Source organism: Hahella chejuensis KCTC 2396, from assembly GCF_000012985.1.
GTDB classification, from domain to species: domain Bacteria; phylum Pseudomonadota; class Gammaproteobacteria; order Pseudomonadales; family Oleiphilaceae; genus Hahella; species Hahella chejuensis.
The window spans coordinates 1,095,982-1,111,433 of record NC_007645.1 but is presented as its reverse complement, the minus strand read 5'-3'; the positions used below and the strand labels follow the sequence as shown (position 1 = coordinate 1,111,433).

Below are 15,452 nucleotides of genomic sequence, written 5' to 3'. Positions count from 1 at the left end.
GCAATCCATCAATTGGCGAGCAGGCGGTCGAACATTTTTTCCAGTTCCGCCTGCCGGTCATATTGAGAAATCTGATATTGAGGCTCCAGGGCGCTCGACAGATCCTCGCCATAACGAGCCAGGCCGCGTAGAGATTCCAGGGCGTTCTGCGCCTCCGCAAGAGAGGCGTTATCCGGTAGACCCGCCTGAGTCAGCGCAGCGGCGCTCTCTCCTGAAGAAGGGACGAGCAATCGCCACTCGCCGCGGCTGTATGGCGCTATCGGTTCTCCTCGCCACAAACCCGGCGCGTCCAGGCCAAACGCCCGCAGACGCAGCCAGCCCTGCTCTGGCGCAAATACACGCAGCCCCTTTGGAGACAGCCGCCAGGGGCTTTGATTCTCCACTTGCAGCACCAGCTCGCCCTGCCCGATAACTTCGTCATACAAACGCTTATCGACGCTGATATGCGTGCGTCCCTCCACTATCAATTGACGCACGGAGCTGATATCAATGACTTTATGCAGGCCCAGCATGTTGTAGACAGGATAGGTGACGGCGACGATACCGGTTTTGATACCTCGCCAGCGCGGCGTATCCGCCGTCTTGCCCAGCAAACCGATCAGACCCAAGGTGACCGCAAAGGCGATAAAAAACTGCGTGGTGCGGCGGCCGTAGATATTGGGAAAGATCACGCCCGCGGCGCAAAACGCGGCGAACGCCAGCCACCATAAGATGGCCGTCGGCGTCACCCAGCCGAACGGCAGCGCCATCACGCCCGCAGCCGCCAGGATAGCGACGCCGGCGAAGACAAAACGCCGGGAGCGAAGGTGAGAGGCGAGCGTTTTTTTAACGTCGGGGCGCACCACCCGCACCGCCCGGTTCATCGCTTTGGGTTCAGCGACGACGCCATTGCCGGTTTTAAAAGGCGTCGACTGCGGTTGCGGCTTGGGTTTGGGAGAAGACTTTTTCAGTTGCAGGTTCCAGAATTTATGCTCCAGACCCTGCCTGCACAGGCTATCGACAATCCCCTGGTTAATAGCGTCCTGAACCCCACTGTCTTTATCCGACCCACCGGGCGCATCAAGCAGCACCACGCCCAGACGTTCCTGCAGCTGTTCGCCCAACTTGCGCCAGACTGTTTCCACCTGCGCCATCGCCGTCTGCAACTCTTCCGAGTCCGCCGCCCGGTTGTTGCTCATCGCCCTGCCGATCAGTTCATTCTGCAAGCGCGTCCAAAACGCCCGCCAAGCCGATGGCGACAGGATGTCATCCACCGTCCCCCGGGATTTTATAAATTCTTCGATCTGCGCTTTTTCCATTCCGTCGTAATCCGCCGTCACCTATCGTTTCTATCGTTTGTTCGGCACAAGGTCTCGTTGTTCTTAGGCGCGCCCTAAACAGGACGCATGGAATTACAGGGTTCCGCCGGACATCGTCGGAGGCGGACGTTTCTTGTCAGTGCGATTGGCGGAATCTTCCGGAGCGGCGTCAGGGGTCATGCCCCCCGCCATCAATACCCGGCGCAGGTTGTTCAATGACTGTTCCGCCTGCGCCAGCGCCCCCTTCGCGTATTTCTCCAGCCAATGGCGAAACAGGCGTTCCTGCTCCGCTTTGCGCTGAGCGGAGAAAGCGTCTTTTTGAGCTTTATCCCGGCTCAGCCGGTCATAATATTGCTCCATCGCCAATAAATTATCGGCGATCTCTTTCTCGACCTGCTCGTGCGCCTCTTCGATTTTTTCCCGCAATTTACCTTTCGCCGCCGTGGCGTCATGCAGGTCCAGCAATGCTTCCGTCTGCGCCAGCTTGTTGAGCAGGTAGCCATCATACTCCTGTACGCATTCCAACCGCTCGCGCAACTCTTCTTCGCTAGATTCCGAAAACGCCAACAGGTATTCTTCACAGCCGAAAGCATCCAGCGTCTTCACGCCAAATCGCTCCGCCTGCTGCAGCAGATAGTCATATTGCGCCTGCAGGCGCAGCGCTTCGTTGGTTTCATCCCGCCACACGCGCCGATACAGCGCCTGCTCCCATTCCAATTTCTGGGAACGCGCCTGTTTGTCCAGTTCCGCCACCCTTCTGCTGTGGGCGACATCTTCGCGCGCCATATCAGAGCGCACCCGCAATACCTGCTGTGACAGCGCGTCGCGACGTTCCGGCTCAAGCATGGGGTCCAACAAACCCGCGTCAAAACTGGCGAGAATCGCCTTGAGCTTATCCCTATACACAATAGGCGTATGCGCGCTTTTATAGATGTCCAGCTTTTCACGGATGGGAGATAGAGATAAGCGATGCGCTCTGGCGATAACATCCAGCTGGCTGAAGACGCGAGTCTCCAGAGTTCGAATTTCTTCAAAGGGGTAGAATTCTGCGGCCCACCGACGCAAGCCGGATAAGTCCCATTTCATCTTGGCGATACGCGCTCGGGTTGGTTTAAACCCTTTGCGCGCCACGCCTTTGGCCTGCTCTTCCGTCAACCAGCGACGGCTATCTTCGCCGGGAATCCAAAAAAGATTGCTCCAGTCGAGCTGATGAGGCAGCGATAGCGACCAATCGCCGCCGCCCGGTTTCGCCATGCCCGGGTCCACATCAAGACAAACCGGTTGTTTGAACGCATTACTGGGTCCGCAGAGGTAGACAGTAATGTCATAAGGCAGGATGGTGGCGGCGACCTCCGGCGGAATACTGTCGCCCTGAACGCCGGCGCCCAACTCGGCGTCCACCAGTCCGGGCAGGGCCTTCCACTTGATGGACCCGCTTACGGCGGGACCGCTCAACAACGGATACAACTCCCAGCGCAGGGAATACGCCATAGGGCGCAAGCCGTCTTTGTCTTGATGTTCCCCGGAGATCTCGCCTTTATGGCCATAGGAAGAAACAGAAGGCGCCGCCGCCAGGGGCGCAGTGAATATAAGTAGGATAAGCGCCGACCACCAATGATTATTCAAAGCGCCAACCATGAAAAACTCTCATTGCCATTCCTGTTGATGACCCGATATACACTTTACTTCCATTTGCTCGGTCTTCCCCTAACCGTCAAGCGAACAGCGATCTCTTAACGGCGGGCTTCAGCCGGTGTGTGATTGTGCATAATCCTAAAAAAATAGTAATCCCGCCTTGCACTTAGGCCGAATGCCCGAGCTGGAGTCGACTGCTTCCTCCCTCAGTTTATACGTCTATTTATTGACTATATTGCCAAAATGCGGAATTGAACAGATAATGGCCTCCGATTTACGGCGACCGAACGGTTTCCATGCCGATTTCCCGGTCGTCGCCAAGCAGATTCATCTATCAAACCATCCAGAGTTAGCGCTGGTTGTTGTGCACGGAGTGTGTGGCAATGAGTGTGGACAACCCCTGTTTGTCCTGTGGCGCCTGTTGCGCCAGTTTTCGCGTGTCTTTTTATTGGGCTGAGGCGGACGCCGAGTCCGGCGGCGTGGTGCCGCTGGAGTTTACGGAGAAGCTGAATCCCTGGCGTAGCGTGATGATCGGCACCAATCAGCCGCAGCCCCGTTGTCACGCGTTATGCGGCGATATCGGCGGCTATACGACCTGCTCCATTTACGAGCAAAGGCCCACTCCCTGCCGGGAGTTCGAAGCCGGTTCAGAGGGCTGCCTGAAAGCCAGGGCGAAGCACGGGCTATCTTTGGACCTTTCCGATTGGCGGGCCGCCTGACCCAGGCGCCCGCACATCGTTTTGGAATGGAGCCTTAGCGCAGTCGACCGGCGCAATCCGCGCACTCCTGCAATTGCACGCGCTTGGTGAACGCCGGCGGCGCCCCACTGTGAAAGGCGTCGCTTTCACTCAACCTCCGGTAAACCGCCACATCGTAGGTCAATGGGTATTGCCGCTCGGAAGACGCAGAACTCAAATTGGTAAGCGCGCGGCCGCACCAGCTCTACCGTCTCGGTCGCTAAACAAACCCGGTCACTGTCGAAGAAAAGTTCCTTGAACGCGAAAATTTATCGTATTGACGCCCTGTCAGGGAGTTTTGACGCCGCAGCCTTTCAGAATAATGCGAATCAGGTTATCCGCCGCAAAATCGAAATCCTTGGAGGTCAGCTTTTTGCGTCCCAGCACGGCTTCAATCTGAGTGCTAAAGTCCGCGTAATGCTGGGTGGCGCTCCAAATCAGGAAAATCAGGTGCTCCGGGGAAATGGGATCGATTTTGCCCTGATCAATCCAGGACTGGATCACCGCAGATTTTTCCCTGACCCATTGGCGGTTATTGGATTTCAGGTATTTGCCCAGCGTAGGCGCCCCACTGATGATCTCCGTTGCGAAGATCTTGGAAGCCAATGGATGGGTTTTCGCCAACATGACCTTGGAGCGGATATAACGTCCCAGAGCGTCCGCCGGACTGTCTTCCGGGCGGATGGCGTCAAAGGCGGAGTTCCAGAGTTCGACGATGTCGCTCAGCACCGCCAGATAAAGGTCGTGCTTGCTTTTGAAATAATAATGAACGTTGGCTTTGGGCAGCCCTGCGGTGTCTGCGATCTGCTGAACTGTCGCGCCCTTGAAACCGTGGCGGGCGAATTCTATTTCCGCCGCCCGCAGGATAAGCATTTCATTCTTTTGCCTGATACGGCCCGGATTCTCCACACGGTTTGTTTTCAATACCATAGTCGCCCTAACCATCCCCTGCTGCTTAATGGGTGAACAGTTCGCGGGCCGCCGCGACAACGGCGACGACGCCCACGGTTAACTCACTGAATTAACGTATTGTTCATGTTATGGCGTTAACTGCAAGCGGCTTGGCGCAAACGCAGCGCCGCAGCGGTATGTTCCGCGCGCAATCGAGCCATATCCACATCCATGAGAACACTGTTTTTGACGCGCCAGCGCCCGGCCACCATCACCGCATCCGCCTGATGGGCGCCGCACAACACCAACGCCGCCAGCGGATCGCCGGAGCCGGAAAAGCGATTCTCATCCAGCTTGAACAACGCCAGGTCCGCTTGTTTTCCGACGCCCAGCACGCCCAGTTCAGGACGCTTGAGCAGCTTCGCCGAGCCCTTGGTGGCCAGGTCCAATGCCCATTGATGGGTGATCTCTCCCGGCGCATAGCGCAAACGCTGTATCAGCAGCGCCTGACGCACTTCCTGAATCATGTTGGAGCAATCGTTGGAAGCGGAGCCGTCCACCGCCAGTCCGACGGGAGCGCCCCGCTTCTGCAGATCCAGCGTCTGACACACGCCGGAGCCCAACAGCATATTGGAGCTGGGGCAGTGCGCGACGCCAACGCCGCGACGCCCCAGTTCATCCATTTCTTCATCGGTGAAGTGAATGCCATGGGCCAGCCAGACGCCTTCGTGCATCCATCCCACTTCCGCCAGATATTCCACCGGTCGCACGCCGTAGACCCGCAGGCAGAAGTCATTTTCGTCCTCGGTTTCCGCCAGATGGGTGTGCAGCAAAACACCTTCCCGGGAAGCCAGATGATTGGTTTCCTGCATCAGTTCACGGGTGACGGAGAATGGCGAGCAGGGCGCCAGGGCGATCTGCAGCATGGAGCCGTCGTTGCCGTCATGATAGGCCCGGATCAGACGCAGGCTGTCATCCAGGATCGACTGTTCATCCTGCACCACCGACTGCGGCGGCAGACCGCCGTCTTTTTCCCCCAGGCTCATGGAGCCCCGCGTCAATAAAGCGCGAATGCCCATCTTGCGCACCGCTTCCGCCTGGATGTCGATGGCGTTGTCGATCTGCATGGGAAACAGATAATGATGATCCGCCGCCGTGGTGCAACCGGACAACAGGAGTTCCGCTGACGCCATCTCGGTGGCCAGACGCACCATGTCCGCATCCAGATGCGCCCAGACTTTATAAAGGCTCTGCAACCAGGGGAACAGCGACTTGTTCAAGGCGTCGGGCAACGCCCGCGTCAGTGTTTGATAAAAATGATGATGGGTGTTGATCAGTCCCGGCAGCAATACATGCTGCGAGGCGTCGAAGGTCTCGTCATAGGGCGTTGCAGGCGCGCCGCCCGCCGCCACCAGTTCAACGATTTCCGAGCCGCGCGTCACTACGCCGCCGCCAGCGTCGCAGTCCGCTTCCTGGCCGTATATCGCCAGTGGATTCTTTATCCAGAGAGTCGTCATCTGATCACCCGTATTTTGATCGCCCTGATATCCTGGCGCCGGAAAAACCGGCGCCGGGGCCATCATAAGTTAAAGCAGGACGGGCGCCTACTTGGGAAGCTCTCCTTCCACGCCTTCCACATACCAGTTCAGAGAGAGCATGTCTTCATCACTCATGACCTGGCCAGCAGGCACTTTGATCGCGCCAGTCTGATCTTTGACCGGCCCCTGGAAGGGGTGCAGTTTGCCCTCAATGATGGCCTGCTTGCGTTCTTCCACCAGTTTGACGACGTCTTCCGGGATCGCCGAATTGAGCGGCGCCAGCGCTGTGGCGCCGGTCGCCAGGCCACCCCAGAAATCCGTAGAAGTCCAGTTGCCGTCTATCACAGACTTCACTTTATCCAGATAGACCGGTCCCCAGTTGTGGGTGGCTGCGGTCAGATGCGCGTCTTTGCCGTACAGAGACATGTCGGAGTGATAGCCGAACGCATACACGCCTTTGGCTTGCGCCGCCTGGATAGGCCCTGGGGAATCCGTGTGCTGGTTAATAATGTCAGCGCCTTGCAGAATCAGAGTTTCCGCCGCTTCCCGCTCTTTCGCCGGATCATACCAGGAGCTGACCCACACCACCTTCACCACCGCCTTGGGATTGACGCTGCGCAGACCCTGTGTGAAGGCGTCAATGCCGCGCACCACTTCAGGAATCGGGAAGGAGCCGACATAGCCGATGACGTTGGACTTGGTCATCTTGCCAGCGATAACGCCGGTCAGGTAACGACCTTCATAGATACGATCGAAGTAAGTGCCCACATTCTTGGCGCGCTTGTAACCGCTGGCGTGTTCGAATTTAACCTTGGGAAACTGCTTGGCCACCTTCAGGGTTGGATTCATGTAGCCGAAGGAAGTGGTGAAGATCAAATCGTTGCCGGACTTGGCCAACTGACGGATTACACGCTCCGCGTCTGCGCCTTCCGCCACGCTCTCGACATAAGTGGTTTTTACTTTATCGCCAAGCTGCTCTTCGACATACTTACGCGCTTTGTCGTGAGAGTATGTCCAACCCGCGTCGCCGGTAGGTCCGACGTAGACGAAACCGACCTTCACCGGTTCCGCCGCCGTCACGGACTGCGCCGACATAAACAGCGCCAGTGCGACGCCCGCGGCCTTGGCGAAGCGCTGCGCCAACGATTTCTTTTCTTGCTTCATACAATGTAACCCCTTCAGCAGGATAGTTTTTGAGTTATCCGCAGCTCCCTGCGCGTCGCCTGGCGCAGGCCGTCCGGGCCTGACGCGTAAACAAACGGTGCTTAGTCCGCCGGATGGAACGGTTTGCCCAGCGATACCGGCGCATAGAGCTTCACCCTGGCTTTATCCGAAGACAGCATCACCAGCACCACAATGGTCGCCAGGTAAGGCATAATCGCCAGCAGATTCGGCGACACCGAAAAGCCCAGCCCCTGCGCCACCAGATGCATGATGCTGAACGCGCCAAACAGATACGCCCCCAGCAACACCCTCTCGGCCTTCCAACTGGCGAACACCACCAGCGCCAGAGCGATCCAGCCGCGCCCGGCGGTCATGTTTTCCGCCCACAGCGGCGTATAGGCCAATGATAAGTAGGCGCCAGCGAGCCCCGCCATGGCGCCGCCGAACATCACCGCCAGATAGCGAATCTTGAACACTGGCAGTCCCGTAGCTTTGGCGGACTGCGGCGACTCGCCCACCGCTTTCAGCGCCAGTCCGGCGTGGGAGCGGTTCAGGAACAGGTAAACGCCGACGAAGAGTCCGAATGAAAGATAGACCAGTGGGTCATGACTGAACAGAATGCGGCCAACAAAAGGAATGTCCGAGAGCAAAGGAATATGCCAGGGTTGAATGCCTTCCAGCGGCGTCCCCACATAATCGCTGCCTACGAAAGCGCTAAGACCAGCCCCGAATATGGTCAGAGCCAGACCGGTGGCGACCTGATTGGCGCTCAGATTAAGCGAGATGAATCCGAATAACAGCGACATGAGCAGTCCCGCCGTCATGGCGAAGGTGACGCCCAGCCACAAGTTGCCGGTTTCCAGCGCTGCGATAAAGCCGATCACCGCGCCCATCAGCATCATGCCTTCCTGACCCAGATTAAGCACGCCAGACTTTTCACACACCAGCTCGCCCAGCGCGACAAGAATCAGCGGCGTGCCCGTGCGGACGGTGGCGTACAGAATATTGACTATCAAATCGTAATCCATGGCGACGCCCCGTTATTGCGAGTGAGTGGATAGTTTTGCGTCCGCGCCGTTCACCAGCGCCTCCGGAGAAGGCTTGCGCATCGTGCTGAAACGCGGATTCAGGCGGATGCGGTATACGATCAGCACATCGCAAGCCAGCAGGAAAAACAGCAGCATGCCTTGAAACAGCCCCGTCAGCGCCAGCGGCAGGTTCAGTTCAATCTGCACCAGCTCGCCGCCGATATAGATCAACGCCATCAACATGCTCGACAGGAGAATGCCCACCGGGTGCAGACGCCCCAGAAAGGCGACGATGATCGCCGCATAGCCGTAACCCGGTGAGACCTGCGGCACCAGCTGACCAATCGGCCCGGACACCTCGCACACACCGGCCAGACCAGCCAGAGCCCCACTCAACAATAGCGCCAGCCACACCAGACGGCGTTCTTTAAAGCCGGCGAAGTGGGCGGCGCGGGTATCCAGCCCCAATACCTTGATCTGAAAACCAACAAAGGTTTTGCTCAACAGCACCCATACCGCCACCAGGGCGAACAAAGCGAAAAGAATACCGATATGCATGCGACTGTCTTCCAGCAACAACGGCAACGTCACGGCTTCCGTGAACAGGGCGGACTCGGGAAAATTGAACCCGCCAGGGTCTTTGAGAGGCCCATGCACGCTGAACAGCAACAGGTTCAGCGCAATGTAGTTGAGCATGATGGTGGTGAGAATTTCGTTGGTGTTGAAGTGGGTTTTCAACAACGCGGGAATAGCCGCCCAGGCCATGCCCGCCAACGCGCCAGCCAACAGCACCAGCGGCAGGGCGAATGCGGAGTCGCTTTCCAGAAACTGCAGCGCCACGGCGCCGCCGACCAGGGCCCCGAACAGGAGCTGTCCTTCCGCCCCGATATTCCAGACCTTGCCCCGATAACATACCGCCAATCCCAGGGCGCATAGCATGATCGGCGCAGCTTTCACCCCCAGCTCGGTCCAGCCGTACAGATCCGACACCGGCGCTATAAAGAAGGTGTAAAGGGTTTGCAGTGGATCTTTGTCCAACGCCCAGAACAGAATGGAGCCGGTAATCAGCGTCAGCGCCCCCGCCAGTATGGGAGAGAGATACGCCATCCAGCGGGAGTCGTCCACACGACGCTCCAGTTTAAATATCATTGCCCGGCCCCCTTCGCTAACAAGTCTGCTTCGTTATGCTCTCTCATTCTTCAGGCTCCCACCGCCTGCTTCGGCGCAGGCTGCGACGACTCCAGAAAGTCGCCGCCCATCCAGCCGCCCACTTCAGCGATAGTGGTATCCCTGGTCGCTTTAATCGGCGAGATCTTGCCCACGTACAGGGCGCACAGGCGATCGCTGATGGCGAAGAGTTCGTCCAGATCTTCTGACACCACCAGAATAGCCGCGCCGCGATCACGCAGCTCGATCAACGCTTTGTGGATCGCCAGGGCGGCGCCCACATCCACGCCCCAGGTCGGGTGCGCGGCGATCAGGAGCTTCGGGTTCTGCAGAATTTCACGGCCAATGATGAATTTTTGCAGGTTGCCTCCAGACAGGCATTTGGCGTGAGTTTCCGTGTTGGGGGCTTTGACGTTGAAGCGGGTGCGCACGGTTTCCGCAAATTTGCGCACCGCCGGCATACTGATCAGGCCGGCTTTGGTCAGTCCCTGGAAATAGCCGGTCAGCAGTCCGTTTTCTTTCAGGCTCATATCCGGCACCGCGCCGCGACCCAGACGCTCTTCCGGCACGAACCCCACTCCCAGTTTGCGACGCTGACCGGAAGTCATCGCCGCCACCGGTTGCGTCAACAGACGGATCGCTTCAGGGGAGTCCAGAACCACCGTTTCACCGCTGAGCGCAGCCAGCAATTCTTCCTGGCCATTGCCGGCCACTCCCGCCACGCCAAGAATCTCACCGGCTTTCACGGTAAAGCTGAGTGACTCCAGATTGACGCCGAAAGGGTCGTCCGTCTTCACCGACAGGTTGTCCACGATCAGGTAATCTTCACCGCCCTCGGTTTTCTCATGCTCCGCATGCACTGGCGTATCGTCCCCCACCATCAGGCGGGCGATGCTGTGGTTGGTTTCTTCCGCCGGGACGCAATGGCCGCTGACGCGTCCAGCCCGCAGGATAGTGGCGTTGTCGCACAGCGCACGCACTTCATTTAACTTGTGACTGATAAAGAGGATGCTGCAGCCTTCCTGAGATAATTGCCGCAGCGTAGCGAATAACTGGTCGACCTCCTGGGGCGTCAACACCGAGGTCGGCTCGTCCAGGATCAGCAGCTTGATATCCTGCAGCAGGCAACGCACGATCTCGACCCGCTGACGTTCGCCTATAGATAAGGTATGCACCAGACGATCCGGATTCAGCGCCATGCCGTATTTACTGGATACGTCGCTGATGCGGCGGGATAAGGCGGCGCGATCGCGCACCTGCTCTTTCGGCAGGCTGAGAGAGATGTTTTCTGCGACAGTGAGCGTTTCGAATAAAGAGAAGTGCTGGAACACCATCCCGATGCCCAGGCGACGCGCCGCCGCCGGATCGGCGATCTCCACCGGCTCGCCTTCCCAGTAAATAACGCCGGCGTCTGGCCGGGTGACCCCGTAGATAATTTTCATCAAGGTGCTTTTGCCCGCCCCGTTTTCGCCAAGAAGGGCGTGCACTTCGCCAGGACGGATGTTTAGATGAGCGCGATCATTGGCCAGGCAGCCTGGATACTGCTTGGTGATTCCCTGTAGCTGCAGCCGGTAATCCTTACTCGGCGGAGGAAGATCAATATCGATTGTCATGCGCTGCCAAGCCTCTTTGGAATATTTCTGCTGTTTTTATTCTGTCCGGCTCCGGGGTCTGACGCCGGCCCAGGTCAAACAGGGGCCGCATCATCAACATAAACCCCGGCAATTTCAACCGCCCAAACACCGCGAATGACGCGGGTTCAGACTGCTTATGCCGGTTTGCGTTCATTCCGAATGCAAATTTTTGGCCAACTGGTCAGTTTTTTCTTATTTGACCAATTGATCAACTTTGGCAAAACATTTGCTAACCTTACATCGACGCAAAAATCCGCCTAATGTTCGATCAGATCTGAGTTGAACTATAGGTTGACCGAATTTGTATGTAAATAATAACCTGACCATGTAGACAAGTTTTTTAAAGGGCGTAAGCTATAAGGACAGGCGTGAAAAACCAGCGACTGTCTGCGTATAAAATTAAGCGGCGTCATGTGGACGTTATAACAAAAAATTTTTAGTAAGCTGTATATAAAAAGATCAAGGTACGCCACGGTGATTCGATTTTTACTCAACGACGACGCCTTAGAGCTCGACAATTTTGACCCGGATTTGACCATTTTAGAGTTCTTGCGCACCAATAAGGGGCTAACCGGAACCAAGGAGGGCTGCGCATCCGGCGACTGCGGCGCCTGCACCGCGGTGATCGCCACAGAGGAAAACGGCGCATTAGCCTACCGCTCCATTAATACATGCATTACCTTCCTGGGCGGCCTGCACGGCAAACAGCTCATCACTGTTGAATATCTTAACCGGCGCGGAAGCCTGCATCCCGTGCAACAGGCGATGGTCGATCAGCACGGCTCCCAATGCGGTTTCTGCACACCCGGCTTCGTCATGTCCCTGTACGCCTTGTATCAGCATAAACAGCAACAGGCGGATACGCGCGCCTGCTCACGTCAGGAAGGAGAGGCCTATCTGGCCGGCAATCTGTGCCGCTGCACCGGCTATCGACCTATTCTGGACGCCGCGCGACAGGCCACATCTCCTGAACAACTGACGCAAATAAGAGAAGATGAAGCCGCTATCTGCGCCAAACTGGCCGCCATCAAGGCGCAAGGCCCCGGTTCCGTCACGCGCGAAGAACAGGGCGTCGCCAAACATTTCCACCTGCCTGAGTCGCTCGACCAGCTCGCCCAGTTTTACGACGCCGCGCCCCATGCCCGTTTGTTGGCTGGCGGCACCGATCTGGCGCTGGAAGTCACTCAGCAGTTGAAACAGCTCGATCATGTTATCTATGTCGGCGCCGTCGCCGAGATGAACGCGCTGACGGTTACTGAGGACTCACTGGAAATCGGCGCCGCCGTCACTTACGAGCGCGCCATGTCCGCGCTGACCCAGGAATATCCCGATATGGAGCCGTTTCTGGAACGCCTGGGCTCAATGCAGGTGCGCAATCAGGGCACCCTGGGGGGCAACATCGGCAACGCCTCCCCTATCGGCGACATGCCGCCGGTGCTGCTGGCGTTGAATGCTGAATTGACGCTGCGCAAAGGCGATCAGAGTCGTCGGCTTCCCATCGATCAGTTTTTCCTGGACTACAAGAAAACAGCGTTACAGCCCGGCGAGTTCATTGCCTCTATCAGCATTCCCCGCGCTCAAGCAAACGCCAAACTGCATCTGTATAAAGTCAGCAAACGACTGGAGGACGATATTTCCGCCGTGTGCCTGGCGTGTTATGTCCAAATAGAGAACGAGAAGGTGGCGAATATTCGCCTGGGCGTCGGGGGGATGGCCGCCATCCCCAAGCGCGCCGCCCTCACCGAGCAGGCCATGCTTGGCCAGCCCTGGACGCCAGACACGATCAGCGCCGCTCAGGCGGCCATAACACAGGAGTTCTCTCCTTTGAGCGATGTCCGCGCCAGCGCCGACTATCGCAGCAAAGTGGCTGCGAACCTGTTGCAGCGGTTGTATATTGAAAGCGCCGATGGGGCGGTGGCGACGAGGGTATTTCACTATGCGTGATCTGTTGAACAAACTCGGCAAACCACTTGAGGTGAAGTTGGATGGCGCGCCAGCGGCCCATACGCGCCTGGAACCATCTCAAGGCTCTCCCAAAGCAGGGCGCGACGCCAAGCACGACAGCGCGCACAAACACGTAGCCGGCGAAGCCCAATACATCGACGATCGCTTCTCCCACGCGGGGCAACTATACGGCTGCGTGGGTAAAAGTCCTCACGCCCACGCCCGCATTCTTTCCATGAACCTGGACAAAGTCCGCACCGCGCCCGGCGTGCTGTGCGTGATTACCGCCGACGACATACCGGGGCATCTGGATATCGGTCCGGTTTTTCCCGGCGATATGCTGCTGGCCAAGGATAAGGTGGAATTCGTCGGTCAGCCCCTGTTCGCCGTCGCCGCGGAAAGCCATAACGCCGCCCGCCGCGCGGTGAAACTGGCGGAAGTTGAATACGAAGTATTGCCCGCGACGCTCACTATTGAAGACGCCCTGCAACAACAGCTGTTTGTGCGTCCGCCTCATCAGATGAGACTGGGCGAGCCGGAAGCGGCGATCGCCAGCGCGCCTAACCGCTTGAGCGGCGATATTGAGGTCGGCGGGCAGGAACATTTTTATCTGGAAGGCCAGATTTCCCTGGCGATTCCAGACGAAGATGGCGGCATGCAGATTTTCTCCTCCAGCCAGCATCCTTCGGAAGTGCAGAAGCTGGTGGCGGAAGTGCTCGACGTCCCCTTCAATCGCATTACCGTCGACGTGCGACGCATGGGCGGTGGTTTCGGCGGCAAAGAAACTCAGGCCGCGCCCTGGGCGTGCCTCGCTGCGGTGCTGGCGCGTAAAAGCGGTCGCCCTGTGAAGTTCCGCCTCAGCCGTAGCGACGACATGGAAATGACCGGCAAGCGCCATCACTTCCATAATCAATTTGACGTGGGCTTTGACGACGAAGGCCGCATACTGGCCGCAGACATTACCGTGAATGGCCTGTGCGGTTACTCGCCGGACCTGTCCGACGCTATCGTCGACCGCGCCATGTTTCATGCGGACAACGCTTACTACCTGGCTAACGCCAATATTCTCGGCAACCGCTGCAAGACCCATACGGTGTCCAACACTGCGTTTCGCGGCTTTGGCGGACCTCAGGGGATGATGGCGGCGGAAGCCATGATCGAAGCGATCGCCCGACGCGTCGGCAAAGATCCGGTGGAAGTGCGTCTACTGAACTACTACCGGGAAGATCATGAGCGCTATGACTTCAAACAAGGCGGCTATGACGTCACGCCCTACCATCAAAAAGTAGAGCAGAACCTCATTCCGCTGATGACGCGCAAGCTGATGGCGGATGCCGACTACCACGCCCGCAAGGCAGCCATTCGCGCTTTCAACGAATCCAGCCCGATCCTGAAAAAGGGGCTGGCGCTGACGCCGGTGAAATTCGGCATCTCCTTCACCGTACAGCACCTGAATCAGGCTGGCGCGCTGATTCATATTTACACCGACGGCAGTATTCACCTGAACCACGGCGGCACGGAAATGGGCCAGGGCCTGTACACCAAAGTGGCGCAGATCGTGGCGCAGGAATTCCAGGTCGATATGGACCATATCGTCGTCTCCGCCGCACGCACGGACAAAGTTCCCAACACCTCGCCAACGGCGGCGTCCTCGGGCACGGATCTGAACGGCAAGGCGGCGCAGAACGCCGCGCAGAAACTCAAGGGCAGACTGATTGAGTTCGCCTGTGAGCAGTATCAGGCGACGCCGGAGCAGATTTACTTTGCAGATAATCATGTGCATGTGGGCGAAAGGGCGTTTCCGTTCGCCGAATTTATCCAACAGGCTTACATGGGCCGTGTGTCTCTGTCCGCCACCGGTTTCTACAAAACGCCGAAAATCCATTATGACCGCGACACCGCGTCGGGCCGTCCTTTCTTTTACTTCGCCAACGGCGTCGCTGCTTCGGAAGTGGTCGTCGACACCCTGACCGGCGAATACAAAGTGCTGCGGGCGGATATTCTGCATGACGTGGGCAAATCGCTGAACCCGGCGATCGACATCGGTCAGATAGAAGGCGGCTTTATTCAAGGCATGGGCTGGCTCACCACTGAAGAAGTGTGTTGGGACGCCAATGGCCGCCTGCTCAGCAACAGCCCGGCGAACTACAAGATTCCCACCCTGGGGGACCTGCCGGAAGTCCTGAACGTTGAGCTGTTGCCGAATGAGCCCAATCGCGAGGAAACCATTTATCATTCCAAAGCGGTGGGCGAGCCGCCGTTCATGCTGGCGATGTCAGTCTGGTGCGCCCTCAAAGACGCGATTTCCAGCCTGAGCGATTACCGCATTGACGCGCCGCTGCATACGCCGGCGACGCCAGAACGGGTATTGGCGGCGGTTGAGGCGACCTTGAGCGCCGCCAAGGGAGAATAAGCC

At 57.9% G+C, this 15,452-nt stretch carries 12 protein-coding genes; 3 read left to right on the top strand and 9 right to left on the bottom strand.

Annotated elements, in window-relative coordinates; translation table 11 throughout:
• Positions 1-8 precede the first annotated feature (8 nt).
• Positions 9-1,298 carry a hypothetical protein gene (locus HCH_RS05010; RefSeq protein ID WP_041598432.1) on the bottom strand — a complete coding sequence of 430 codons (1,290 nt, stop codon included), beginning with the start codon at positions 1,296-1,298 and terminating at the stop codon, positions 9-11.
• Between the two features lie 93 nt (positions 1,299-1,391).
• A complete protein-coding gene (locus tag HCH_RS05005) occupies positions 1,392-2,936 on the bottom strand; it encodes a hypothetical protein (RefSeq protein ID WP_011395064.1) in 1,545 nt (514 codons plus the stop codon).
• A 380-nt stretch (positions 2,937-3,316) separates the two neighbouring features.
• Here HCH_RS05005 and HCH_RS05000 point away from each other — a divergent pair, with 380 nt between their 5' ends.
• Complete coding sequence (locus HCH_RS05000) at positions 3,317-3,652, top strand: YkgJ family cysteine cluster protein (RefSeq protein ID WP_011395063.1); 336 nt, start codon at positions 3,317-3,319, stop codon at positions 3,650-3,652.
• A gap of 34 nt (positions 3,653-3,686) precedes the next feature.
• Here HCH_RS05000 and HCH_RS34105 read toward each other — a convergent pair whose 3' ends face one another.
• The 7 genes from HCH_RS34105 to HCH_RS04970 form a co-directional block, all read right to left on the bottom strand.
• Positions 3,687-3,848: a hypothetical protein gene (locus HCH_RS34105; RefSeq protein WP_011395062.1), complete on the bottom strand. Its 162-nt coding sequence runs from the start codon at positions 3,846-3,848 to the stop codon at positions 3,687-3,689.
• 110 nt (positions 3,849-3,958) lie between these two features.
• The gene (locus tag HCH_RS04995; protein ID WP_011395061.1) at positions 3,959-4,600 is read right to left on the bottom strand and encodes a TetR/AcrR family transcriptional regulator; all 642 of its coding nucleotides are present in this window, start codon (positions 4,598-4,600) and stop codon (positions 3,959-3,961) included.
• A 116-nt stretch (positions 4,601-4,716) separates the two neighbouring features.
• Positions 4,717-6,078 (bottom strand): 8-oxoguanine deaminase, encoded by a 1,362-nt coding sequence (locus HCH_RS04990; protein WP_011395060.1) that lies wholly within the window; start codon positions 6,076-6,078, stop codon positions 4,717-4,719.
• A gap of 87 nt (positions 6,079-6,165) precedes the next feature.
• Complete coding sequence (locus HCH_RS04985; RefSeq protein WP_011395059.1) at positions 6,166-7,263, bottom strand: BMP family ABC transporter substrate-binding protein; 1,098 nt, start codon at positions 7,261-7,263, stop codon at positions 6,166-6,168.
• A 101-nt stretch (positions 7,264-7,364) separates the two neighbouring features.
• Complete coding sequence (locus HCH_RS04980) at positions 7,365-8,291, bottom strand: ABC transporter permease (RefSeq protein WP_011395058.1); 927 nt, start codon at positions 8,289-8,291, stop codon at positions 7,365-7,367.
• Positions 8,292-8,303: 12 nt separating this feature from the next.
• Entirely contained in the window at positions 8,304-9,440 is a 1,137-nt protein-coding gene (locus tag HCH_RS04975; RefSeq protein ID WP_011395057.1) for an ABC transporter permease, read from the bottom strand.
• A gap of 50 nt (positions 9,441-9,490) precedes the next feature.
• Positions 9,491-11,071, bottom strand: coding sequence for an ABC transporter ATP-binding protein (locus HCH_RS04970; RefSeq protein ID WP_011395056.1), 1,581 nt, complete (start codon positions 11,069-11,071; stop codon positions 9,491-9,493).
• Positions 11,072-11,566: 495 nt separating this feature from the next.
• Here HCH_RS04970 and xdhA point away from each other — a divergent pair, with 495 nt between their 5' ends.
• Positions 11,567-13,036 (top strand): xanthine dehydrogenase small subunit, encoded by a 1,470-nt coding sequence (gene xdhA, locus HCH_RS04965; RefSeq protein ID WP_011395054.1) that lies wholly within the window; start codon positions 11,567-11,569, stop codon positions 13,034-13,036.
• Positions 13,029-15,449, top strand: a complete 2,421-nt coding sequence (gene xdhB, locus HCH_RS04960) for a xanthine dehydrogenase molybdopterin binding subunit (protein WP_011395053.1) — start codon at positions 13,029-13,031, stop codon at positions 15,447-15,449. Before xdhA ends, xdhB begins: the two co-directional genes overlap by 8 nt.
• Positions 15,450-15,452 lie beyond the last annotated feature (3 nt).